The organism is Fontibacillus phaseoli (genome assembly GCF_003337355.1).
Classification (GTDB): Bacteria; Bacillota; Bacilli; order Paenibacillales; family Paenibacillaceae; genus Fontibacillus; species Fontibacillus phaseoli.
This window is the reverse complement of the sequence record NZ_QPJW01000002.1, coordinates 538,311-561,510: the sequence shown is the minus strand read 5'-3', so window position 1 is coordinate 561,510 and position 23,200 is coordinate 538,311. Positions and strand designations below refer to the sequence as shown.

Here is a 23,200-nt window from a genome sequence, read left to right as displayed (position 1 = left end):
TATATCGACTTGGACGAAAGGTACCCTTCGCTTAAAATTGGCGAGGGGTTCTATTTATTTCGGGTTACCTGATATAATAAAATCAATCATGTTCAAGAGTAAGTCGAGTATGAGGATAAAGGAGTCAAACATGTATCCACCACGTTCGGAGAAACACAAAAACAAGAAGCAGGAAAAACAGCGGCGGCAGAGCCGCTTTTGGCTTGGGTTGAACGTATCCCTGATTTTAATCATCGTTGTCGTGGGAGCTTATATTTTTTTGGCTGATCGTACGATGAAGGGTAGTGCCGATTCGGAAAACGGGAATCTTTCGTCAGAAATTCATGAAGAAGAAAACGATCTTGTCGGTTCCGGGAACCAGCAAGATCCGGCCTCCGGGGATCAAGAGCCTGACGGGGACCCTGTGGTTCAAAAGCCCGCGGATTCCGGCAACTCTTCCGAGAGCGATCCGGAAGACGATTTGACCGGCGAAAATGATCAACAGGTACCGGAGGAGGATCCTGTGCAGGAAACCGACTCCGCAGACCGGCTTCTGATTCATTTTGCGGGGGATACGATCTTTTCGAGTAAAGTGGCCGAGAAGCTGGAAAAGGAAGGTTATGATTATCCGTACCGGTATGTGAAAGATTTGTTCCAGAACGATGATCTCAGTATCGTGAATTTGGAAACGCCGATAACGGACGGCGGCACGGCCGCCGAGAACAAAACGTTCGTGTTTAAATCTTCACCGAAAGCATTACCCGAACTTGCCAAAGCAGGGATCGATGCCGTAAATCTGGCGAATAACCATACGCTTGATCAAGGCATTGAAGGTTTGCTGGACACGATTCAGCATTTGAAAAAGAGCAAGCTCCGCTATGTCGGTGCCGGAAAAAATGGTACCGATGCTTACGCCCCTCTATATATCGAGCGGAAAGGGATCAAGATCGCTTTGTGCGGGTTTACCCGGGTCATTCCAGAGTCTCACTGGACAGCGGGGAAAAATCCGGGAGTAGCAGCGGCCTATGACCCGAAACAGGCGCTGAAGTCCATACAAAACGCACGGAAAAATGCCGATCTGGTGCTGGTCATGGTTCATTGGGGCAAGGAGCGGGCAACAAAGCTCGAAAAGCACCAAACGGAGCTGGCTCATGCTTTCATTGACGCCGGCGCGGATCTGGTGGTAGGCGGGCATCCGCATGTACTGCAGGGGCTCGAGGAATACAAAGGGAAATGGATCGCGTATAGCACGGGCAATTTTATTTTTACGAAATCGAAGGATCCGAAAACATGGGAGACAGCCGTCTTTGCCGCGGAATGTACGCGAAAAGGCGATTGCAATATGAAGCTGATTCCTTACAGAACGGAGCTGGGTCAGCCGGTTCCGATGAACGACGAGGAAGGAGCCAAACTGCTGAAAGAGGTAGAAGGCTTTTCGCCGGGAGTTGCGATTGAAGCGTCCGGTAAAGTCAAATCCGTAGCGGTGAAGAGCGGCAGGACCGTGGAGTCGACCGAATCGTCTGACATGGCGGGCAATACCTGATTTGATTTTGCAGCAGGGAGGGAGCGTGGAATATGTCCAATCTATGTGTAGCCCATCGGGGATTTTCCGGAATCGCTCCTGAAAATACAATGGCCGCAGTCACACTCGCGATGGAGCAGCCCTATGTTCATTGGATTGAAGTTGACGTCCAGCTTTCCAAAGACGGAGTGCCCCTGCTGATTCATGACTTTAATTTAAACCGGACGACGAACGGCCGGGGACCCGTTAAGGATAAGACGTGGGAAGAACTTAGTAGTCTGGATGCCGGCGGTTGGAAATCGAAGGCTTATGCCGGAGAACGGCTGATCAACCTGGATAATTTTCTGGATAAAATCAAGGGCCGGTTACAGGCCAATATCGAAGTCAAAACCCAGGGGAATTTATACCCCGGCATTGAAGAAAAGATCATCTCCGCCGTGAAGAAACATCGAATGGAGCAGGATGTCGTGCTTACTTCCTTCGAACCCAGGGTATTGGCCAAAATCAAGGAAATCGGCCGTGGAATCCGGACGGGGCTGATCATTGAGAGCAAGCCTAATGATCTTCTGCTCCGGCTCCAATTGCTGCACTGCTCTTTTCTCTCGATTAATTACAGGCACTTATCCGCGGAACTGGCAGGAAAAGCGGCGAGACGCGGCATTGAAGTTATGGCCTGGACGCTGGATGACGTCCGCCGGATGCGGCGGGTGGCCGCCATGCACGGTGACATTCTCTTATGCACGAACCGGCCTGATATATGGCGTAAGGCGATAAATGAACCGAACTGATGTATTGTTGATCTGAACAAGTGAACCCAGGAGGCAAAAAGGATGAACAAATTGATTTCCAACGTATATTGTGTGGGCCGCAATTACCGGCTACACGCCGAGGAACTGGGCAATGAGGTGCCTTCCGAGCCGATGATTTTTTTGAAGCCGTCCCATGCCGTTGTTCCGATGGATCGTCAAGGACTGACACTCCCGGAGAACCGTGGTGAAATCCATTACGAGACCGAACTGGTGCTGCGCATCGGCAGACGCTATGAACCCGGCATGACTGTGGACGAGCTGGTCGACGTCATGGCGTTCGGCATCGATTTTACGCTGCGCGACGTCCAGAGCGAATTGAAGAAAAAGGGGCACCCTTGGACGGCGGCCAAAGGTTTTAAAAATTCGGCACCGATTACGCCCTACATCGCTTTTCCTGGAACCGCAGAAACTGCGAGAGAAGAGTTTACACTGCGGAAAAACGGAGAAATCGTGCAACGGGGGAACATCGGCAATATGATTTTTTCATTGCAGCAGATCGTAGACTATCTTGCCGACAGATACGGGTTGGATGAAGGGGATCTTATATTTACGGGAACCCCGGAAGGAGTGGGGCCAGTATATCAGGGCGACCGGTTGCAGATCGCTTACGGTTCCAATGAACTGGGCAGCTTTGAAATTGTGTCGGGTCCTAAGGCGAAACAATGAGTGATTGGATCATCGGGGCGCTCTGCGCCCTTTTGGTCTCTGCGGCCGCTTATTGGAAGCGGTCGTTATCATTGTCGGGCATGATTGCTGCGGCCGTGATGGGGACTGTATACTATGGGGCGGGAAATCCTTTTTGGTTTGGCATTCTGCTGCTGTTCTTTATTACGTCAACGTTGTTTTCCAAATTCCGCGGTAACCGGAAACGGGAATTGGAGAAGTCCTATGCCAAAAGCGGCCGCAGGGACGCCGGGCAAGTGCTGGCGAATGGCGGGCTTGGCATGGTCGCCTGTATCGGAAACGCGATCTGGCCCGATCCGCTCTGGGCTTATGTTTTCGTGGGCGTGATGGGCGCGGTGACGGCCGATACATGGGCGACCGAATGGGGTGGGCTCAGCCGCAAACCTCCGCGTTCCGTGCTAACCTGGAAGCCGCTTCCCGCCGGTACGTCCGGCGGCGTCTCGCCGCTCGGCAGTTTTGCGGCGCTTCTCGGAGCAATAATGATCGGTGGGGCCGCATGGATGCTGCTGGGCTGGACGGGAGGAGAAAGCGAAGCCGCAGGATCTGAGACTATATCAAGTTTGACATTATGGCAATGGATCGTCGTAGGCGGCCTGTCCGGATTTGCCGGCGCGTTTGCCGATTCCCTGCTCGGTGCGACGTTACAGCGGATGAATCTCTGCCCGGTATGCGGCAAAAGCGTGGAGGTGGAAACTCACTGCGGGGTCGGTACGTTGCCGGCGCGGGGATTTCGCTGGATGAATAACGATGCGGTGAATATGCTTAGCTCCCTGGCAGCGGGATTCATAGCCTGGGGCCTTGCCATGCTGCTGATTTAGAGGTTGTTCGAAGCATAGATGGCTCTAGAAAGTAGGTAAATTTTGATGAATATTTTGACGGTGGAACATGTAACGAAAACCTATGGCGAAAAAATCCTATTTCAGGATGCTTCGTTCGGCATGGATGAGCATGATAAGATCGGCGTGATCGGGGTTAACGGGACGGGGAAATCGACGTTTCTGCGCATCATCGCCGGGCTGGAGCCCGCGGATGAAGGTAAAGTGTCGGTGAACCGGGATATCCGAATTACCTTTTTGGCGCAAAATCCGGAGTTCGATCCCCAGATCTCAGTACTGCGCGGCGTGTTTCAAAACGGGGGGCCCGAACTGGAGGTCGTCTCCTGTTACATGGAAGCTATGGAGGAACTGGAGATACTGCCGTCCGATACGGCTTTGCAGGCCAAAGTGACGAAGCTGAGCCAGGACATGGACCGGCTTCAGGCCTGGAGTCTGGAGAGCGACGCCAAGAGCGTGTTGTCCAGACTGGGAATTACCGATTTCGGCCGGAAAATGGGCGAGCTGTCCGGGGGTCAACGTAAACGGGTTGCACTCGCGTCCGCGCTGATCGTGCCATCGGAATTGCTGATCATGGACGAGCCTACCAACCATATCGACAACGATTCCGTTGCCTGGCTGGAGTCGTATTTGCAGAAGCGCCGCGGCGCGCTGCTGTTGATTACGCACGACCGCTACTTCCTGGACCGTGTCTGCAATGTCATGCTGGAGCTGGATCATGGTCGTCTTTTCCGTTATGAAGCGAATTACAGCCGGTTTCTGGAGCTGAAAAGTCAGCGTGAGGAGCGGGAAGCGGCCTCGGAACAGAAGCGGCAGAACCTGCTCCGCAATGAGCTGGCCTGGATCCGGCGCGGGGCTCAAGCGCGTTCCACCAAGCAAAAGGCCCGGATCGAACGGTTTGAAAAACTGCAAAATATGAAAACCGATTTCAAGAGCGATTCGCTCGATATATCCGTGGCTTCGACCCGGCTGGGGCGCAAAATTCTGGAGATATCCGGGCTGCGCAAATCCGCGGGGGACCGGCTGCTAATCGGAGATTTAACATATACGGCTGTGCCCGGCGACCGCGTCGGCATCGTCGGCCCAAACGGCAGCGGCAAATCTACGCTGCTCAACATGATTGCCGGGCGAATTGCGCCGGAAAATGGTGAAATCGAGCTTGGCCAAACGGTCAAGCTGGGATATTTCACCCAGGAGCATCAGGAGATGGACGGCAAACAGCGGGTAATCGAATATATCAAGGAGGAAGCCGAAGTCGTCGAGACCGCGGACGGCTCGCGGATTACGGCGGCACAAATGCTGGAGCGTTTCCTGTTCCCGCCTGCGATGCAGTGGACGCCGATCGCGAAGCTGTCGGGCGGGGAGAAGCGTCGGCTTTATTTGCTCCGGGTGCTTATGGGAGCACCGAACGTGCTGCTCTTGGACGAACCAACGAACGACCTGGACATTCAGACACTGACGGTGTTGGAGTCCTATTTGGACGAGTTTCCGGGCGCCGTATTCGTCGTCTCGCATGACCGCTATTTTCTTGACCGTACGGTGGACAAAATTATGGCGTTTGAAGGCGGCGGCGCGGTGGCTGTGCATGTCGGCGATTACAGCGATTATGAGGAGCGCCTTCAAACCGCGGGCAAAAGCCCCGCCCTCTCCGCTCTGTCAACCGGCACTTCAGGCGGTTCGCGCGGAGCCAAAGGCACGGAAGACACAGGCGGAAACGCCGGTTTAGCATCCGGGTCTGGTGCCGGAGGAAGCAAGGATCCTGCGCGCGTGGAAAAACTCAAATTCAGTTATAATGAGCAGCGTGAGTATGAAACGATCGACGAGCGAGTGGAGACCGCCGAGCTGCGTCTTACCACGATAACCGAAGGGATGGCGTCGGCCGCAAGCGATGCCGTCAAGCTTCAGGAACTGATGCAAGAGCAGCAGGAGGCGGAGGCGGAGCTGGAGCAATTAATGGAGCGTTGGGCCTACCTGAACGAACTGGCGGAGAAGATCGAGAGTCAGAAAAACGGATAATAGCGAAACAGGAACCGGATTTTATAGCATGAACGATGGAGATCGTTGGAAATGTATGGTATGCTTCCTTTATCCTGATGCGAAAAGGAGTGGGGACGATGTGGTTTGACGGACCGCAAAGGCCATACATGAACGCTGTGGATGAAGATGCAGCCAGGAGCAAATTCAAGGAACGCGAGCAGAGACTGCACCGGTATGGCCCCCCGGGCTTTGTGCGCGAAGTCGTCAATCTGCTGATTGCCGCCGGGATTTTGGTTTTGCTGGTTTTCTTGTTTCGATGGTTTTTATAGTGTAGTGCCTAACGGTTTGGAAGTATACTTTATAACAATAAAGCAAAAATCCGTCCGGATAACCCGGACGGATTTTTGCCTTTAAGAGATTTTCTAGCAAAGTACCCCGCTCGCAATGGACATCATCAGCTTGATCCGGTTGATCTGGTTGACCTCGCTGGCTCCGGCGTCATAATCGATCGCCGCGATGTTGGCGTCCGGATACATTTCCTTCAAGCCTTTGACCATGCCCCGGCCGGTAATATGATTCGGCAGGCAGGCGAACGGCTGAATACATACGATGTTGTTCACCCCGTGATCGAGCAGTTCCATCATCTCAGCGGTCAGGAACCAGCCCTCGCCCATCTGGTTACCGACGGACACCAGGCGGCTCGCTTTGTCGGCGAGGCTGTAAATGCTTTCGGGCGCGGTGAGAAAGCGGCTATGCTCCAGCGCTTTTTTCACCGGCTTGCGGTACATTTCCAAATAGCTGATCACCATCGGATTCACGAATCCGAACATTTTGCTCTTGCCCAACTGATCGGCTTTGTAAATCGGATTGTACAAACAATAGAACATGAAATCGAGAAAATCGGGCACAACCGCTTCGCCGCCCTCGGCCTCGATGACCTCGACAAGCTTGTTGTTGGCATCGGGGTGGAATTTAATCAGAATCTCCCCGACAATGCCTACCCGCGGCTTGATTTCCCCGGTTAGCGGCAGAGCCTCGAATTCGGCGACCATCGTACGAATATTATCCTTATACTGCGAAAAAGAGAAATTTTGCAGTGAGTGCCGTGAGATGCTCATCCATTTGCGGAACAACAGCTCGGTTACGCCTGGGTGGAGCTCGTAAGGCCGGAAGCGGTATAGTAGCCGCATCAGCAAATCTCCGTAACAGGAGGCAGCGATCAGCCGGTTGATGATTTTCAGGTTCAGTTTGAATCCCGGCTGGTTCTCCAGCCCGGTGACGTTTAGCGAGATGACCGGGATTTGCTCCATCTTTGCTTCCTTCAGCGCTTTGCGCAGCAGGCCGATATAGTTGGTCGCCCGGCATCCTCCGCCCGTCTGCGTCAAAATGACCGCGGTCCGGTCCGGGTCGTATTCGCCGCTTTTCAGCGCGGCCACGATTTGCCCGATCGTTACGATGGCCGGATAGCAGGCGTCATTGTTGACGAATTTGAGCCCTTCTTCGGTTGTCTCCTTGCTGGCCGCCTCCAGCACTTTGAGCCGGTATCCGGCATCACGGAACACCGTTTCGAACAGCTCGAAATGGATCGGCGATACCTGCGGCGCAAGGATCGTGTAACCTGCTTTCATCTTCTTCGTAAACGAAGCCGGCTTGGCTGGTGCAAGCCCGCCGCCCGGCGACGTCATCGCCGCTTCGCGCTCTTTCATCGCGGCCAGCAGGGAGCGCAGACGAATCCGGGCGGCGCCCAGATTGCTGATCTCATCAACCTTGATCAGCGTAAATGTCTTGCTCTCCCGTTCGAGAATTTCTTGAATCGCATCGGCGGTGATCGCATCGATGCCGCAGCCGAATGAAGTAAGCTGCACAAGCTCGAGATCTTCCCGTTCCGTGACGAAGTAAGCGGCCCGGTACATGCGTCCGTGGTAAGTCCACTGGTTGACGATCGGCAGCGGATGCTTCACCGTGCCGAGATGGCAAATCGAGTCCTCGGTCAGCACGGCCAGGCCCATGCCGGTGATCAGTTCGGAAATGCCGTGGTTAATTTCCGGGTCGGTATGATAAGGATGCCCGCACAGAACAAGCCCTTTGGTTCCCGTGTTCTTCATGAAGGCGAGCGTTTCCTCGCCTTTGTTGCGGATATCCTCCTTGGCCATTTCCGCTTCATCCCAGGCGGCGTCAAACGCCGCCCCGAGCTCCTCTTTCGGAATGTCCGGAAACGTCTCGAGCAGCCGTTTCCGCAGCACCGGCTCCGAGTCAAAATTAAGGAACGGGCTCACGAGCGGGACGCCGCCTTCTTTCAAAGCATCCACATTCGTGCGGATGACTTCCGGATAGGAAGCCACCACCGGACAATTGAAATGATTGTCGGCGGATTCATCCTCTTTCTTTTCGTACACGACGGCCGGGTAGAATATAAAATCCACCCCGCTCCGAATCAGACTTTGAATATGGCCGTGCGCCAGTTTGGCGGGGTAGCAGACCGATTCCGAGGGGATCGTCTCCATGCCGCTCTCGTACAGTTTCTTGGATGATTTGGGCGATAAAACCACCCGGTATCCCAGTTTGGTAAAGAAGGTGTGCCAGAACGGATAATTTTCAAACAGATTGAGTACCCGCGGAATACCGACCGTTCCCCGACTGGCCTGGTCCGGCTCCAATGAAGGATAGTTAAACATCCGCCCATATTTATAAGCCGTTAAATTCGGCAACCCGTTTTTTTCTTTTTTCTGGGTAGCACCCCGTTCGCAGCGGTTGCCGGTCACATGGAAGCTTTTATCGGGAAAGCGGCTTACGGTCATGGCGCAAGTATTGTTGCAAAGATAACACCTGGCATGCGATACCTCATAGGTAAAGGCATCCAGTTCCTCGCGCGGGAGGATCGTGCTAACCCCTGAGCCTGTATAGTTTGCCCTTGCGATCAGTGCGCAGCCGTAAGCGCCCATAATCCCGGCGATGTCCGGGCGCACGACCTCCCGGCCGGTCAGTTGCTCGAACGCCCGTAGCACCGCGTCGTTCAGGAAAGTGCCGCCTTGGACGATAATCTTTTGACCCATTTCTTCGGGATTGCGGATTTTGATTACTTTTTGCAGCGCGTTTTTGACGACGGAATAGGCGAGCCCCGCGGACAGATCGGCTAACGTTGCGCCTTCTTTCTGTACCTGTTTCACTTTGGAATTCATGAATACCGTACAGCGGGAGCCGAGGTCTACCGGCGCTCTCGATTGCATTGCCTTGGAGGCGAAGTCCGTAATGCCTAGCCCGAGCGTACTGGCAAAGCTCTCCAGGAACGAACCACAGCCGGCCGAGCAGGCTTCGTTCAGCATTAAAGAGTCGATGGCTCCGCCGCGGATTTTGATGCATTTCATATCCTGACCGCCGATGTCGAGAATGAAATCGACCTCCGGCAAGAAGGAGGAGGCCGCTTTATAATGGGCGACGGTTTCCACTTCGCCGCCGTCAGCCCGGAAAGCGGTCTTGACCAGGCCTTCGCCGTAGCCGGTGACATAAGTATGGGCGATGAAGCAGCGCTCCGGGAGCAAGTCGTAAATCTCTTTCAGCGCCTCGCGGACGGAAGCCAGCGGGTTGCCTTTATTCCCGGCATAGAAGGTATGCAGGATTTGATCCTCGCTGCCGGTCAAAACAAGCTTGGTCGTCGTAGAACCCGCGTCGATGCCAAGGAAGCAGGGACCACCGTATCCGGCAAGATCCATTCGTGCGGCCGAAGCGGCGTTATGGCGCTGCCGGAAAGTCTCAAGGTCCCGCTCATCCTTGAACAAGGGAGGTAGCAGCGGGTCCTTACCCTGCGCCGCCGCGGCAAAGTCGACGTCGCGCAGTCTTTGCCGCCAGTTTGCCAGCGGCAGAGATTCGCCGCCCGACCCGTGCAGGCAAGAGCCAAGGGCGACGAAATATTGGCTGCGCTCGGGGAAGAGGATTTCATCCTCTTTCAAGCCGAGCGTGACGGCAAAACGTTCCCGCAAGACGGGCAGGAACGTCAGCGGTCCCCCCAGAAAGGCAACCTTGCCGCGGATCGGGCGGCCGCAGGCCAGCCCGCTGATTGTCTGGTTGACGATACTTTGGAAGATGGAGGCCGCGATGTCTTCCCGCCGGGCGCCTTCGTTCAGCAGGGGCTGAACATCGGTTTTGGCGAACACTCCGCAGCGGGAGGCGATGGGGTAGATATTCTCGTGACGGCTCGCCAGTTCATTCAGCCCGGCGGGATCGGTTTCCAACAAGGCCGCCATCTGATCGATAAATGCTCCCGTACCCCCGGCGCAAGCGTTATTCATTCTTTGCTCGATGCCGCCGCGAAAATAGATGATCTTGGCATCCTCGCCGCCCAGTTCGATGGCGGTGTCCGCTTCCGGAACGACCTGTTTGACCGCTTTCGTGCAGGCGACCACTTCCTGCAGAAACGGAATGTCGGCGAGCTCCGACAAGGAGAGCCCGGAAGATCCGCTCATGCAGACGGTCGCTTCCGCATCATGGAAATTCTCTATGACCTGCTCCATGAGGGAGAGAACCGCCGATTTGATATCCGAATAATGACGGACATAATGTTGATGCACAATTTCCGACTGATGCAAGACGATGATTTTTGCGGTTGTCGATCCAATATCCAGTCCGATTTGCAATAGCATAGATTTCACCTATTCCCGTATAAAGATTGCATTTGCAGCGGGCGATTCATGCGATTCCAGAGCAAATTTATCCTGAATGGATTCCAGCGAACGCAGAAAAATCGATAAATGCGCCTCGGAAAAGTCTTCGAGAATGCTTTGAAATACGCGATTTCGTTTACCGATCATTTCATCAAGGACCGATTGGCCGGAGGGGGTGATTTGAATCCAGCAGATCCGTTTGTCGTTCTTGTCCTTCACCCGTTTCAGCAAGCCTTCCTTAACGAGTTTGTTGACCGCGATCGTATTGGCGCTGGACGAGAGTCCCACCTGCTCGGCAATTTGCGAGATCATGCAGGGGCCGTTCCGGGAAACCGCCAGAAGAATAAAAAATTTGCTCGGTAAAATCGAATCGCCATCGGTAAAAAACAATCTGCCCAAATGATAAGCAATGGTTAACGTCGTTTCGCAAATTTCTTCCACGACATCTTGACCATGAAGATCCTCCATTTACCTGCACCGCCTTTTACTTGTCCGAAGAAGTTTTATCATAAAGTTTTATATACAAACTTTACCAAAGGCTCCGATTCTAGCGCTGTGTAATTTATAACAGGTAGCCAAGTTACCGGGAAGAAAATTCGGAAAGCGAGGGAGAGTCTCAATTTCGCGGAATAAAAAAACCGCCCGAAATACGAGCGGTTTCAAAAGTCATGAGGTTCAGTTAATTGCGATAATCTGCTGAAGATCCCGGGAATCGCCATCCAGCGAAGTTTCGGCGGATTTTAATTGTGACGAACCGTCCCCGTCCAGAAAAATCCCTTCTTTGGCCGAGTCCGGTGCAATCCTCTCCAGAATAGCGGTACGGAATTCGGCAGCCGTACAGCGGGTCGGCGTGACGATTAACCACAGCATGCCCGTGTCGTCATAGACGAGGCCGGAGCGGAGACGTTTCTCTTCCGGGTAAGGCAGATGCTCAAGAAGCATGGCTTCTTCCCAGCCCGCTTCGTCGCTAAGGTTCATGCTGATGCCGCCCTGGGCGAAGTAACGGCTGCGGTCTTGTACATTTAATTCTGCAGCGGAGGAGACGAGCTGCACAGAAAACCGGCCCGCAGCTTCGTCCCAGACCAACGTGCCGCGGGGATATTTGGCGTTGAACCACCCTGAGCCATATCCCCCTGCCTGGCCTTTGACCGGCACATCTCCGTTAACCGCGATGGACAATACGCTGTCCTGGTAAAAGAATCCGCCGTTAATGCCGTATACGCGGTAATCGCGAAGCGGCCGGTCCGCGGCCCGGAGTTCGATATGCTCCGGCTTCACGGTCAACGTGTAGAGTTCAACGCCGCTTGCGGCCACGGTCTTCGAGTACGTATAGGGGTGAGGGAGCAAGTAAATGCTTCCCCAAGCCAGCATGCCGATCACGCTGAGACCGATCAGCGCCGCCGCTGCGACCGCCATAATCCAGCGGCTGTGAAGCCTGGGCCGTTCCGCCTTAGATACTCTAGCGGGTAACATAAGCGGCAAGCAGCTTGGTCGTGTTGATAATCGCTTGCTTGTGCGTTCTTTCCATTGCATGCGAGGCATGCACGCCCGGACCGATCAGGGCGGCGCGGATGTTATGTCCGCCGTGCAGCGCTGCGGAAGCGTCCGAGCCGTAATGCGGATAAATATCCACCGCATAGGGAATTCCGAGCTGCTTCGCCAGCTCGATCAATTTACCGGTCATATCGTAATCGTACGGACCGGTGGAGTCTTTGGCGCAAATGGAGACGTCGGTCTCTTTGCAGCTCAGGTTATCGCCCATGGCGCCCATGTCGACGGCGATCATTTCGTTCACGCCGTCCGGAATCCAGGACGCGCCGTGACCGACTTCCTCATAGTTGGAAATGAGGAAGACCAGATCATGCCGGGGCGTCCAGCCTTCGCGCTTGCTGGATTCCAGCAAGCCGAACAGTGCAGCGACGCTGGCCTTGTCGTCCAGGTGACGGGACTTCACGTACCCGCTCGGCGTTATGACCGCCCGGGCGTCAAAGGAAATGAAGTCCCCGACCGAGATGCCGAGCTTCAGTACATCGTCCTTGTTTTCGACGAGTTCGTCGATCCGGATCTCCATGTTCTTTTCATCGCGTTTAAAGTCACGGGCATCGCTGTAAACGTGAACGGAAGGATGGGAGGACAGAATCGTGCCCGTATAAACCTTGCCTTCGCGGGTGTGGATTTGGCAGTATTCGTTTTCGATGCTGTTCATCATAAATCCGCCGACGGACGTGATTGCCAGCGTTCCGTTGGCGTTGATCGCGCGGACCATGGCTCCGAGGGTATCCACATGCGCACTGATTGCGATTTTGCGCGAGGAATCGCTGCCTTTTAGCGTCAGCAGCGCTCCGCCTTTTTCATTTTTGGAAAAGTCGATGCCGAGCGTTTCCGCTTCGTTGCGGATCAACTTCATAATTTCCCGGGTAAATCCGCTGGGGCTCGGAGTATCGAGCAGTTTTTTCAACAATTCCAGAATATAAGATTCATTCGGATGAATGGTCATGGGTAAGCCTCCTATATGATCTGATAATGTGTTTATTCTTGGGTGGGAAGGACATCTTCAGCAGGCGCAGCAGTGTCGGCTTTGGATTCCGGAAAAACATAGCCTGTTGCCTCTTGGATATGTACGAGCTTCGCGTTCAGAGTTTTCACTTCTCTTTGCAGACGGTATCCGCGGTAGATGCCGAATGAGCCGACGATAATGCCTCCGAGAAGCGTGGAGCCGAGAATCAGCAAAATCAGCGGGAGGCTGACCGAACCGAACAGCAGATTAACCTGAACGGGATCGACGTTGATTACGGCAAATACGGCAGTGATCAGCGCAAAAATTAAGGCGAGAATTAAAGACCATTGGATTTTCATGAGGAAACACCTCCTTCTTATGACAGTATAAAATCCCTTGCCCGAAAGGAGCAAGGGATTCACTGACAAAGCGCGCACTTATTTTGTCAAATTCTCCATTTGTTCAATGATGCTTTCAAACACGCTCATCGCTTCGCGGACCGGTTGAGGGGTTGACATATCCACGCCGGCTTTGCGCAGGATGTTGATTGAATAGTCGCTGCCGCCGCTCTTCAGGAAGCTGAGATAACGGTCGACTGCCGGTTGGCCTTCCTCGAGAATCTGCTTGGAGAAACTCGTTGCCGCCGAGAAACCGGTAGCGTATTTATATACATAAAAGCTCGTGTAGAAGTGGGGAATCCGTGCCCATTCCATTTCGATATCTTGATCCACCGCCATCTCTTTGCCGTGATATTTCAGGTTGAGATCATAGTAGATGGAAGACAGCTCTTGCGGAGTCAGCGATTCGCCGGCTTCGGCCCGCTCGTGAATGATTTTCTCAAACTCGGCGAACATCGTCTGGCGGAACAACGTCGTCCGGAACTGATCGGCATAGTAAGTAAGCAGGTACATTTTTTGCTTCGGATCGGTCGAGTGTTTCAGTAAGTAATCCATCAGCAGCGCTTCATTCGTCGTGGAGGCGACTTCGGCAAGGAAGATCGTATATTGAGCGTCACGATATTTCAAGGCTTCATCGGAAAAATAAGAATGCAGCGCATGGCCCATTTCATGAGCCAGCGTAAACATGCTGTTCAAATTGTCCTTGTGGTTCAGCAGTACGTACGGATGTGTTCCGTAGGCGCCCCAGCTGTAAGCGCCGGTCCGTTTGCCTTCGTTCTCGTACACGTCGATCCAACGGTTGTCGAAACCGTCCTTCAGCACGCTGAGATAGTTTTCGCCAAGCGGCTGCAAACCATCTTCCACCATTTTTTTGGCATCTTCGTACGTAATATCCCATTTGTATTCTTCCACGAGTGGGGCGAACAAATCGTACATATGAAGCTCGTCGACGCCGAGCAGCTTTTTGCGGAGTTTCATATAGCGGTGCAGGAGCGGCAGGCTCTCATGAACCGTGTCGATCAGGTTGGTGTAAACTTCCTTCGGAATATTGTCGCCATACAAGGACATTTCCAGCACCGAAGGGTATTTGCGCACTTTGGAGTAGAACATGTTTTTGTTGACATTGGCGCTTAACGTCGCCGCAATCGTATTTTTTTGCTTGCCGTACGTTTCATAAACGGCTTTGAAGGCGCGGCGGCGTACATCGCGGTTCGGATTTTCCAGAAACTGAATGTAGCTGCCGTGAGTGAGTTCCACTTCTTTCCCGTTCTCGTCTTGAATTTTCGGAAACTTGATATCGGCATTGTTGATCATGCCGTATATATTTTGCGGCGCTTGCGACAGATTGCCGACTTGGGCAAGCAGTGCTTCTTCGGTTTTGCTCAGTATATGGGCTTTTTCCCGTTTGATTTCTTGCAGCGTAAACTTGTAATCAGCCAGTTCCGGATTCTCGATGAAAGCATCGAGATCGCTTTCCGGCAGAGATAGGATCTCCGGCGTAATGAAGGAAAGCACTTCGCCGATTTCCACGTTCAGTTTTTTTGCCTTTTGGGAAAGTGCCTGATATGTAGGGTTTGTGGTGTCCTGGTCATGATTTAAATGGGAATACACATAGAGACGCTCGAGACTCAGCGATATTTCGTCCTCCAGGGCGAAAATGGCTTTGACATGTTGTGGGCTATCAAGCTTTCCTTCATAATCGGCAACCTTCTTCTTAAGCTGCTTCAGACTGTCGAGGGCTTCGTCCCAGGCTTTCTGGTCACGGAACATATCATCCAGTTTCCAGGTGTTATTTACTTCTACTTCGGAACGTTTCGGTAATGTGCTCATCGGAATCCTCCTTTGATTTGGGTAAATCGAATGGTCTTCAGCTTGATGACCGGCCGCTGCACCCGGCAAGGCGGCAGTCATGAGTGATAAGGTCAGCATAAGGGGAAGCAGACGAGGCTTGTGCATATTTAATAGGAAACCTCCCTTTAAATAAAGAGGAAGCTCAACCAATCGGATAGATTTATTGAACTTTCACTTGTATAGAGACATTGTCCTATTATGCCCTTGGTCGTCACCCGTTATTAATTTCACTGGCCCATACTGAAAAAGCTGTATACCAATAAACCAAACGCGATTACTACCATAACGAGGGCGGTGATTGCAAAGCTGCGTCTCAGCTTGGGAGGGATATTGTTTCGGCTAAGAATAAGTATGATCCCAAGAGCAAAGGCACAAATAATAAAAATAAGCAGGTTGGAACTGTCCATGCACGTGGCTCCGTTTCCCTATCGTATTGTGGGTCTGAGCCGGTTCCGCAGAACCGGGTTCAGACCTGTTTGAAGGCGCTCATGAGTTCGCGCCATTCTTCTTCCTTGCCCGCATATTCCTCTTTGGGAAAACGGTTCTGCGCCCACTGCATCAAGGCAGGTCGGCTGAGGAATGTATGGGATTCTTCACCCCATTGGTCGGAAATTTCGCGGAGGATGATGTATTTTCCCTGCACTTCTACAGTCATCATATTCCATTTGTCTTTTTTGTATATTTCGTGTTTTTTGATCATAGTAACGGCTCCGATCTTTGTCGTGTTCAAATTGTCATGATTACGGCTTTTTAATGAAATATTTTTATGTAAAATGATAACTCACCCCCTGAAGGAAAGCAAATAATAATGGCATTCGAGGGGATAAAAATGGGGTGAATTTCACTTAAAATGACACGTTGCATTGTCTTGGGGCATAGAGTATAATATGGGTATTCGTCAATGATGACGATTATTTTTAGGAGGTTGTTCATTTGAAAGGTACAGTTAAATGGTTTAACGCAGAAAAAGGCTATGGCTTTATCCAAGTTGAAGGCGGCGAGGATGTATTCGTTCATTTCTCCGCGATTCAAGGTGACGGTTTCAAAACTCTAGAAGAAGGCCAAGCTGTTGAGTTCGAAATCACTGACGGCAACCGTGGTCCACAAGCTGCTAACGTAATCAAATTATAAGACCAATTCCGAATCTCTCGGATCACTTATAAAGTTTGGTTCCAAGCACGATAATGAAGAACACAGCTCTTTCCGGGCTGTGTTTTTTTGTATGTGTTGCGAGTAGTGGGATTGCTGGTGATGCAGATGATTTGATGATGCGGGCTCCCCAATAAGAGCATGATAGTTTCGGCGATGGAGTCTATACTTAACGGTCTTCTCCGGTATTCAAAAGGAGTCGGCAAATATTTGGAGAAAAGTATGAAGAGAGCCTGCGGAATTAGTGACAATCAGTTGTCACTAATGTCATGGTAAGGTGAATTTGACCGGGAGGAACTGGACATAAATGAAGCGAATGGACCGGATGATGGCGATTGTGATGGCGCTCCAGCAGCGCGCGGAAACCGCGCAGACGCTGGCGGACAAGCTGGAAGTATCCAAGCGGACGGTGCTGCGAGACATGCAAGCCTTATCGGAAATGGGCGTACCGCTTTATGCGGTCCCTGGCCCGGGGGGAGGCTATCGTCTTATGGAGGGTTACCGGCTTCCTCCGCTGCAGCTTACCCCCGATGAGGCGCTGACCTTGCTGATGTCATTGGACGGGATGACGAAATATAGCGACGGCCCATTCCAGCAAGCGCGTTGGACGGTGGCGGACAAAATCCGGTCCGCTCTGCCGGAGCAGACGCTGGGAGAAATTGCCCCATGGCTCGCGCATATCGGCTTGGAAGTACCGGATCGCCGCACCCGGACGCCGTATTTAAATGCGCTGATGAAATACGCGGCCGACGGGGCCTGGTTGCATGTACTTTATCGTTCGCAAAATTACCGTCGTTATTTGGACGTACGTCCCGCTCGTATCTATGCAGCTCATGGCTTCTGGTATTGTGAGGCTTATTCTCACCAGCATGAAGAGACGCGGACGTTCCGGGTGGACCGGATCGAGGAACTGGAGGAATTGGCTCCGAAGGAGGCCGTCGGCTTCGAAGCGATGACGGCAGCCCGCCCGAAAAGGGAGGAAGACGATAACGGATCTCCCAATCAGACAATCCGGATTTTAGCCAAGCTTACCTATCGCGGTGCGCTTTTGGCAGAGCAGGACCCCGATATCGGACATCTTGTCAGACAGACGGAGGACGAAGGGTGGGAGGTCGATTTTGATTGCCCGTCTTCGGAATGGAAATGGGCGATCGATTTTTTCTTTCGTCTTGGTTTGGATGCAGAGGTGCTTGAACCACGGTTGCTGCGGGACTTGTTAAGGAAGCGGGCAATGGGACTGATGGAGAGATACGATACATAAGGAGGGAGAAGTGTGCAACAACGGAATCAAAGCGAAATCGTGGCTGAAAGGTTGAAAAGACAAGGGCTTACCGATCCGCTATTCAACCCCGGGGACGAAACGTCATATTTACAATTGTTCCGTAAACTGCAGCCGATGTCTCCGGTCCATTTTACTCGTCCGGGAGACCCGCCGCGGCTGGTCCACCGCACGATCTACTCTGATTTCGGGGTATCCTCTTCTATTCGCGAGCAAGGAAAATTAGTGAAAGGCCGTTTTCAGGGCGGACGTATCGCTTATGTGCTGGAGGAGGACCTGAAGCTGTATGCGACGGCGTTTCGGAAAGAGATGACCCGGTTCGGGTCCATTCACCAAGAAATTTTGGCGCTGATTCATGAGTCCGGCGGTCTATCCAAAGATCAGTTGAAAGAGGAGCTTCCTTATCGGCCGGGAGATATCGGCAAAGCACTGGAGGATTTTCAAAAGGCCTTTATCCTTTACGAACAGCAAACCGACACCGATTGGGATACGGGCTGGCTGGATTTTGCCGAGGAATGGTTTCAGATCCCGAAAGATCCGGAGAACCGCCAACAAGCTATGGAAGAAGTCATTCTGCGGTTCACGGAAGCGATGGTGTTTGCCACGGAGTCACAGATGAAAAGTTGGAGCGGTTGGACCGGCAAGCAGATCGGAAGCCTGGTGAAAGTTCTGACGGAGCAAGGCAAACTCAGAAGAGCCGAGGTGCATGGATGGGACCAGGGCGTTATTTGCGAAGGGGATCCCATTTTGGAGGACATGCCTGCCGGAGCAATTGATGCCCCGCTAGTTCCGGAAATGATCTGGATGCTGGACAAGTCGGATTTTCTGGTCCGCGCCGAGTTGGATGAGCTTAAGAAGCGGTACGAAGGCCGGGAAGTTCTGCAATACTTGTTGGTGGACGGCAGATTTCAAGGTGCGGTGATCGGGCATTGGGGGTTCCGGGATTACGACATCGAAGACATCATTCTGGAATTGCCGGAAGGAGAAGCCGAGGCACGTCGCGAACAAGCCATCTCTGCCGTTAGGAAAGTTTATGATCCTGAGCATCATACGATACTGAAATACAACGGATTGCCACTTTGAATAATGAATGAGGTGTTGTGATATGACGATTTCTCAGAAACAATCGGAAGTACTTGAACAAGGCCGCAAGTTTATATATGGCAGTGCGAGACTGCTGGATCGGATGCGGTTTGCCTTTCATTTTGAGAACGGCGACAAAGAGCAGGTGCTAAACGCACTTCGCCCTTATCAGAATACCGACGGCGGCTTCGGAAACGCGCTAGAGCCGGACATGCGCTGTCCGCAGAGCCAGCCGGTCACGACAGAAACTGCTTTAATGGTGATCAAGGAAGTCGAAGGCTGGGATAGCGACTTAATGAACGGAATGCTTACCTATCTGAAAGGAATCACGTTGGACATGGGCGGATTCCCCAGAGCCGCGACCTCGGTCAACGATTATCCTCATGCCCCTTGGTGGACTACGGAGCAGGACGGCGTTCCCTCGCTCAACCCTACGGGAAGCATCATCGGGATGCTGCTGGGACAACAAGCGCGCCAGGACTTTTTGAACGAAGATTGGTTCGTGAAGAATGTCGCTTTCTTATGGGAATGTTTCGAGAAATCCCTTCCCGGAGATTATCATGACGCGGTGCAGTGGATGTCCTTCTTGGCCAATGCGGCTCCGGAGCCGGACGACCGGGGCACAAAGTTTGAGGCTGCGCTCGATGATTGGCTGGCCGGGCCGAACGGAATCGAAAAAAATCCCCATGCCGAAGGCTACGTTCATAAGGTGCTGGATTACGCGCCGGCACCCAATTCATATGCCTCCCGATTGATTACATCCGAAGAACTTGAGCTGCATCTCGACTGGATGATCGGCAACCAGCAGGAAGATGGCGGATGGGACATTCCCTTCCCCGCCGTCAGCGTAGCCGGGCACCAGGAATGGCGCGGTTGGCTGACCGTGGAGAACCTGAAGACGCTGAGGGCTTACGGGCGGATTTAGTAGGTGAATTTCCGCGATGTTGTCACGATGAGCTAGAAACTGATCTGTTTCGATCTTGATCCTCGAAATTGATTAGCCCCTCTGAGAGTTAGTTTCTCAGAGGGGCTTTTAATTTAACGGACGTGAGGGACGTTAAATTCACCGAAACGGGGATTTCCGAAATCTAACGGACACCAGAGCCGTTAAAGGCCTCCGATTACTCCATTTCGAACAGGAATCTGTCCGTTAGCGTCTCCAGTGTCCGTTAGAGTGACAAAACTGCAAAATTAGCTCTTTTAAGGTCTACCATGTCCGTTAGGTGGACCCAAAAGAAAATAAGAAAATGTAACTAATTATCCGAGAGATTCGTTTCCGATATGTTGAAGCATATGTTCAGGCACGAAAAAGAAAAAAATGAAAGGTGTGACCGCAACATGGATTCCAAAATGGATGGAAGTCGGGGGGACAACCCTGGAAAGGCAGGCACCAGCAAATTATTGCTCGCCATATTTTACTTGATATTTATCGCCTATGCTTTAATCGCTTTGAAAATTATTTTGTTTAAGACAATTCCTTTGTCAGCACTGTTCCATTCAGGGATAATGCCATCATTAAGAAGTATAAATATCATTCCTTTTAATACGATTATAGAATTTTTTACGAGTGAGAACATTGACATGGAGAGGGCTTTGGCGAATATCGGAGGAAATATCGCGATATTTGTTCCTTTGGGGATTTTTGTGGCTTATGCCGCACACAATAAGCCTCTTCGCAGTTCATTTCTTTGCCTGCTGCTGACCTCATTTGCGTTTGAAGTTATTCAATATGTGTTTGCTTTGGGCAGCAGCGACATCGATGATATTTTACTGAATTTCGCTGGCGGGGCTATAGGTGTCTGTGTATATAAATGGTTCAGCAAAACAACGTCCTCGCGCAATCAATTCCTAATGTCTCTGATTGGTTTCTTCTTGGTTACAGGACTCTTAGGGGGCGTCGCTATTAGGATGATTGCTCCTGATTTGCTGCCTTTTTCAACTGCTAAGGTCGAATATATCTATGAAAATGATGAGGTAATGGCAGGATGGGATGAAGCAAAGGCTGATTTGGTTGGAGATTTGGCAAGTGTTGAAACAAATAAAATAACAGTATATATGAATCCTAAATCTGTGCAAACAACTAGGGAAAAAGAAATAGATGATGAATATGTTCATATACAAATAAATGCCTCAACCCAAATATTTGCCAGTTATATTTCCGCCGAGGAAAATAGCGTCATTAGCAAGTATGAAGAAGTAACAAGTTCTGATATATCCTCCTTGTTAGAAACTAGAGAGGTTGTTCCAACGGTTAGGGTGTGGTTATCGAACGAAGATAAGCAAGTAGCTGAGGCGGTTCTCGTTAGTGTTATAGATTAAATTAATAATTTATTTAATTAGGCCAATGGAATGAAGTTGGCCATTTTTCTTTGAAAATTTAGATATATTTAGAAGTATTTTATATATTTATTTATTGTTTACAAAATAAGGAATAAGAGTTATCATAGATTTATAAATAAGGAAATATATTACACTAATTTGTGAAATTATTCGCAATCTTAAAGACAGTTAATTAGCATCTGCTTTTCAATTTGAGCATTCGAAATTTGACTTTTTAAGGGGGTATTAATCCATGGTGAGTCCAACTGTTGAAAAGAAAATCTCAATTTTAGGTAACTTGCATAAGTCAAATTGGGGGAGTTTGGGGACGGTATTCGAGACAAAAAATAATAAATATTTTTACGACACGGGAACAGGAAAAGTGTTTCTATGTGATGTCGTAGAATCGGCAATCTTGGAAAGCTTATTAGCAAGTTCAGACCCCGCCGCCATTGCCCGGTTGAATTTCCCTGATCCTGAGATTGAAAGCGCTTTGAATACAATTTTGACACTAGTTGAGCATGAGAGAATTCTCCAGGCACCGTCTTTCCAAGAATTCATTACCCCAAAGAAATCAGAATTATTAGATTTCATTAGTACAGGAATAGAACAAGTTATTTTGGAATTGACTGAAAAGTGTAATTTAAGATGCAAATACTGTATTTACCAAGATGAAAATGTTGGATTTAGAAATTTTTCAAAGAAAGATATGGATTGGGAAACAGCCAAGAAAGCGTTTGATTATATTTCTCATAATGTAGGTGAAAATTTGGCTTTGACCTTCTATGGTGGAGAACCGCTAATAAATTTTGATTTAATGAGGAAGTGCATTGAATACAGCAAGGCCATCATGAGCAATGTTAATATATCGGTCTCTTTTACAACGAATTTAACGCTTGTTAACGATGAGATCGTAGAATATCTGGCTTCCTTGGATAATTGTTCGGTCTTATGCAGTTTGGACGGTCCGGAAAATATTCAAGATTATTACCGTGTGACTGTAGATGGCAGCGGGAGCTTTAACAGGGCTATCAAAGGCCTAAGAAAATTGGTGAATGCTTTTCAAGATAAACCCAATCACTCTTTAGGTATAAATTCCGTCGTTTGTCCTCCTTATAGTTTGGAAAAAATTGATGAACTGAACGATTTCTTTAAATCATTGGATTGGTTACCCCCGGACACCAACATCAATTGTTCATACGTGGATCAAGGGGATATCGACTGGGAACAACTGGGGGTTGTCAGAAAAGAGATGAGTCTCGAAGAGTTTAGCGCTAATGAAGAACTCGCTGATCCTATAGGAGCTTGGGCTTTTACAACAATAGATAAAGATGACGAAATAAAGGGGATGGCTCGAGACATTAGTCAAACCGAGTTGCTGCGTATTCACAATAGAGTAATAACGGACGAGCCTACACTGGGTATCCGTATGAACGGATGTTGTATTCCCGGCCAGAGAAGACTATATGTTACTACTGATGGAAAATTTAAAGTATGCGAAAGAATGTCTAGTTCACCTTTCATTGGTGATGTTGAACATGGAATAGATACAGAGGCGGTTTATCGTAGTTACGTTGAAGAGTATACTGACAAATCAATTAAGCACTGCTCGAATTGTTGGGCGGTACGCTTATGCGGAATTTGTTTTGCTCAGTGCTATCAAGCTGATGGGCTGGATGAATATAAGAAAATGGGAACCTGTAACATAGAGAAGACTATCACTAAATTTAACTTGCAAAGATACCATCAACTAATTGAGGATGCTCCTGAAAAAGTAGAATATTTCAATGAACTTATCATCTCGTAATGAGGAGCTGCGGTATGCGGTAGTTATAACATTCTTATGATCCCGGGCCATACGGAATGTTACTTCTATAAATCTATTCTTAAGGAGATGTTTAGTATGAAACTGATTCATCCCGTAGGTAGAACAACCAAGATGGATACACAAGCATATTATGGCGTACATCCAATGGATGGCTGTATTTGTTCCGGTAATGCTAAAGTGGCACAAAAAGAAGCCAAATCCAGCGCGAATCCATGTGGTTGCTATTGCGCTGGAGATAGCAAGAATAAAGTGGCGAATCATTCACAGGCATATATTCATTAGTTGTTAAACTATTTAACTCAATTGAAACAGGGCCGCTATTTTTGGATAGGGC

At 50.6% G+C, this 23,200-nt stretch carries 20 protein-coding genes; 13 read left to right on the top strand and 7 right to left on the bottom strand.

Features of this window, described 5'->3' with window-relative positions:
* Window positions 1-130: 130 nt before the first annotated feature.
* The 6 genes from DFP94_RS09880 to DFP94_RS09855 all read left to right on the top strand — a co-directional run bounded on the left by DFP94_RS09880 (window position 131) and on the right by DFP94_RS09855 (window position 6,133).
* A complete protein-coding gene (locus tag DFP94_RS09880) occupies window positions 131-1,522 on the top strand; it encodes a CapA family protein (RefSeq protein WP_114496297.1) in 1,392 nt (463 codons plus the stop codon).
* Between the two features lie 32 nt (window positions 1,523-1,554).
* A complete protein-coding gene (locus DFP94_RS09875; protein WP_114496296.1) occupies window positions 1,555-2,289 on the top strand; it encodes a glycerophosphodiester phosphodiesterase in 735 nt (244 codons plus the stop codon).
* Between the two features lie 42 nt (window positions 2,290-2,331).
* Window positions 2,332-2,976: a fumarylacetoacetate hydrolase family protein gene (locus DFP94_RS09870; protein ID WP_114496295.1), complete on the top strand. Its 645-nt coding sequence runs from the start codon at window positions 2,332-2,334 to the stop codon at window positions 2,974-2,976.
* Window positions 2,973-3,812, top strand: a complete 840-nt coding sequence (locus DFP94_RS09865; protein ID WP_114496294.1) for a DUF92 domain-containing protein — start codon at window positions 2,973-2,975, stop codon at window positions 3,810-3,812. The genes DFP94_RS09870 and DFP94_RS09865 overlap by 4 nt, the downstream gene beginning before the upstream one ends.
* 45 nt (window positions 3,813-3,857) lie before the next feature.
* Window positions 3,858-5,843, top strand: coding sequence for an ABC-F family ATP-binding cassette domain-containing protein (locus DFP94_RS09860; RefSeq protein WP_114496293.1), 1,986 nt, complete (start codon window positions 3,858-3,860; stop codon window positions 5,841-5,843).
* 98 nt (window positions 5,844-5,941) lie between these two features.
* Complete coding sequence (locus DFP94_RS09855) at window positions 5,942-6,133, top strand: hypothetical protein (protein ID WP_114496292.1); 192 nt, start codon at window positions 5,942-5,944, stop codon at window positions 6,131-6,133.
* A gap of 93 nt (window positions 6,134-6,226) precedes the next feature.
* On the opposite strand, the gene DFP94_RS09850 is transcribed toward DFP94_RS09855, so the two are convergent.
* The 7 genes from DFP94_RS09850 to DFP94_RS09815 all read right to left on the bottom strand — a co-directional run bounded on the left by DFP94_RS09850 (window position 6,227) and on the right by DFP94_RS09815 (window position 15,908).
* Window positions 6,227-10,441: a 2-hydroxyacyl-CoA dehydratase gene (locus tag DFP94_RS09850; protein WP_114496291.1), complete on the bottom strand. Its 4,215-nt coding sequence runs from the start codon at window positions 10,439-10,441 to the stop codon at window positions 6,227-6,229.
* Between the two features lie 9 nt (window positions 10,442-10,450).
* Window positions 10,451-10,930: a MarR family winged helix-turn-helix transcriptional regulator gene (locus DFP94_RS09845; protein WP_114496290.1), complete on the bottom strand. Its 480-nt coding sequence runs from the start codon at window positions 10,928-10,930 to the stop codon at window positions 10,451-10,453.
* A gap of 207 nt (window positions 10,931-11,137) precedes the next feature.
* The gene (locus DFP94_RS09840; RefSeq protein WP_114496289.1) at window positions 11,138-11,935 is read right to left on the bottom strand and encodes a hypothetical protein; all 798 of its coding nucleotides are present in this window, start codon (window positions 11,933-11,935) and stop codon (window positions 11,138-11,140) included.
* Complete coding sequence (locus DFP94_RS09835) at window positions 11,922-12,959, bottom strand: M42 family metallopeptidase (RefSeq protein WP_114496288.1); 1,038 nt, start codon at window positions 12,957-12,959, stop codon at window positions 11,922-11,924. The genes DFP94_RS09840 and DFP94_RS09835 overlap by 14 nt, the downstream gene beginning before the upstream one ends.
* Before the next feature lie 32 nt (window positions 12,960-12,991).
* Complete coding sequence (locus DFP94_RS09830) at window positions 12,992-13,318, bottom strand: LapA family protein (RefSeq protein ID WP_114496287.1); 327 nt, start codon at window positions 13,316-13,318, stop codon at window positions 12,992-12,994.
* Between the two features lie 78 nt (window positions 13,319-13,396).
* Window positions 13,397-15,187 (bottom strand): oligoendopeptidase F, encoded by a 1,791-nt coding sequence (gene pepF / locus DFP94_RS09825; protein WP_114496286.1) that lies wholly within the window; start codon window positions 15,185-15,187, stop codon window positions 13,397-13,399.
* A gap of 487 nt (window positions 15,188-15,674) precedes the next feature.
* Window positions 15,675-15,908 carry a hypothetical protein gene (locus DFP94_RS09815; protein WP_114496284.1) on the bottom strand — a complete coding sequence of 78 codons (234 nt, stop codon included), beginning with the start codon at window positions 15,906-15,908 and terminating at the stop codon, window positions 15,675-15,677.
* A 233-nt stretch (window positions 15,909-16,141) separates the two neighbouring features.
* On the opposite strand from DFP94_RS09815, the gene DFP94_RS09810 reads away from it, so the two are divergent.
* The 7 genes from DFP94_RS09810 (at window position 16,142) to DFP94_RS09780 (ending at window position 23,148) form a co-directional block, all read left to right on the top strand.
* Window positions 16,142-16,339, top strand: a complete 198-nt coding sequence (locus DFP94_RS09810; protein WP_018750471.1) for a cold shock domain-containing protein — start codon at window positions 16,142-16,144, stop codon at window positions 16,337-16,339.
* A 325-nt stretch (window positions 16,340-16,664) separates the two neighbouring features.
* On the top strand, window positions 16,665-17,618 hold the full coding sequence (locus DFP94_RS09805) for a helix-turn-helix transcriptional regulator (RefSeq protein ID WP_114496283.1): 954 nt from the start codon (window positions 16,665-16,667) through the stop codon (window positions 17,616-17,618).
* 12 nt (window positions 17,619-17,630) lie between these two features.
* Window positions 17,631-18,719, top strand: a complete 1,089-nt coding sequence (locus tag DFP94_RS09800) for a DNA glycosylase AlkZ-like family protein (RefSeq protein ID WP_114496282.1) — start codon at window positions 17,631-17,633, stop codon at window positions 18,717-18,719.
* A 22-nt stretch (window positions 18,720-18,741) separates the two neighbouring features.
* A complete protein-coding gene (locus tag DFP94_RS09795; RefSeq protein WP_114496281.1) occupies window positions 18,742-19,644 on the top strand; it encodes a hypothetical protein in 903 nt (300 codons plus the stop codon).
* Between the two features lie 413 nt (window positions 19,645-20,057).
* Window positions 20,058-21,038 (top strand): VanZ family protein, encoded by a 981-nt coding sequence (locus DFP94_RS09790; RefSeq protein ID WP_181873088.1) that lies wholly within the window; start codon window positions 20,058-20,060, stop codon window positions 21,036-21,038.
* A 253-nt stretch (window positions 21,039-21,291) separates the two neighbouring features.
* Entirely contained in the window at window positions 21,292-22,845 is a 1,554-nt protein-coding gene (locus tag DFP94_RS09785; RefSeq protein WP_114496279.1) for a radical SAM protein, read from the top strand.
* A gap of 96 nt (window positions 22,846-22,941) precedes the next feature.
* Window positions 22,942-23,148, top strand: coding sequence for a hypothetical protein (locus DFP94_RS09780; RefSeq protein ID WP_114496278.1), 207 nt, complete (start codon window positions 22,942-22,944; stop codon window positions 23,146-23,148).
* Window positions 23,149-23,200 lie beyond the last annotated feature (52 nt).

What these genes read in the sequence shown, in the direction of transcription:
- DFP94_RS09880 (WP_114496297.1), top strand. Translation starts at nt 131, where the DNA reads ATGTATCCACCACGTTCGGAGAAACACAAAAACAAGAAGCAGGAAAAA.
- DFP94_RS09875 (WP_114496296.1), top strand. Translation starts at nt 1,555, where the DNA reads ATGTCCAATCTATGTGTAGCCCATCGGGGATTTTCCGGAATCGCTCCT.
- DFP94_RS09870 (WP_114496295.1), top strand. Translation starts at nt 2,332, where the DNA reads ATGAACAAATTGATTTCCAACGTATATTGTGTGGGCCGCAATTACCGG.
- DFP94_RS09865 (WP_114496294.1), top strand. Translation starts at nt 2,973, where the DNA reads ATGAGTGATTGGATCATCGGGGCGCTCTGCGCCCTTTTGGTCTCTGCG.
- DFP94_RS09860 (WP_114496293.1), top strand. Translation starts at nt 3,858, where the DNA reads ATGAATATTTTGACGGTGGAACATGTAACGAAAACCTATGGCGAAAAA.
- DFP94_RS09855 (WP_114496292.1), top strand. Translation starts at nt 5,942, where the DNA reads ATGTGGTTTGACGGACCGCAAAGGCCATACATGAACGCTGTGGATGAA.
- DFP94_RS09850 (WP_114496291.1), bottom strand. Translation starts at nt 10,441, where the DNA reads ATGCTATTGCAAATCGGACTGGATATTGGATCGACAACCGCAAAAATC.
- DFP94_RS09845 (WP_114496290.1), bottom strand. Translation starts at nt 10,930, where the DNA reads ATGGAGGATCTTCATGGTCAAGATGTCGTGGAAGAAATTTGCGAAACG.
- DFP94_RS09840 (WP_114496289.1), bottom strand. Translation starts at nt 11,935, where the DNA reads ATGTTACCCGCTAGAGTATCTAAGGCGGAACGGCCCAGGCTTCACAGC.
- DFP94_RS09835 (WP_114496288.1), bottom strand. Translation starts at nt 12,959, where the DNA reads ATGACCATTCATCCGAATGAATCTTATATTCTGGAATTGTTGAAAAAA.
- DFP94_RS09830 (WP_114496287.1), bottom strand. Translation starts at nt 13,318, where the DNA reads ATGAAAATCCAATGGTCTTTAATTCTCGCCTTAATTTTTGCGCTGATC.
- pepF (WP_114496286.1), bottom strand. Translation starts at nt 15,187, where the DNA reads ATGAGCACATTACCGAAACGTTCCGAAGTAGAAGTAAATAACACCTGG.
- DFP94_RS09815 (WP_114496284.1), bottom strand. Translation starts at nt 15,908, where the DNA reads ATGATCAAAAAACACGAAATATACAAAAAAGACAAATGGAATATGATG.
- DFP94_RS09805 (WP_114496283.1), top strand. Translation starts at nt 16,665, where the DNA reads ATGAAGCGAATGGACCGGATGATGGCGATTGTGATGGCGCTCCAGCAG.
- DFP94_RS09795 (WP_114496281.1), top strand. Translation starts at nt 18,742, where the DNA reads ATGACGATTTCTCAGAAACAATCGGAAGTACTTGAACAAGGCCGCAAG.
- DFP94_RS09790 (WP_181873088.1), top strand. Translation starts at nt 20,058, where the DNA reads ATGGATTCCAAAATGGATGGAAGTCGGGGGGACAACCCTGGAAAGGCA.
- DFP94_RS09785 (WP_114496279.1), top strand. Translation starts at nt 21,292, where the DNA reads ATGGTGAGTCCAACTGTTGAAAAGAAAATCTCAATTTTAGGTAACTTG.
- DFP94_RS09780 (WP_114496278.1), top strand. Translation starts at nt 22,942, where the DNA reads ATGAAACTGATTCATCCCGTAGGTAGAACAACCAAGATGGATACACAA.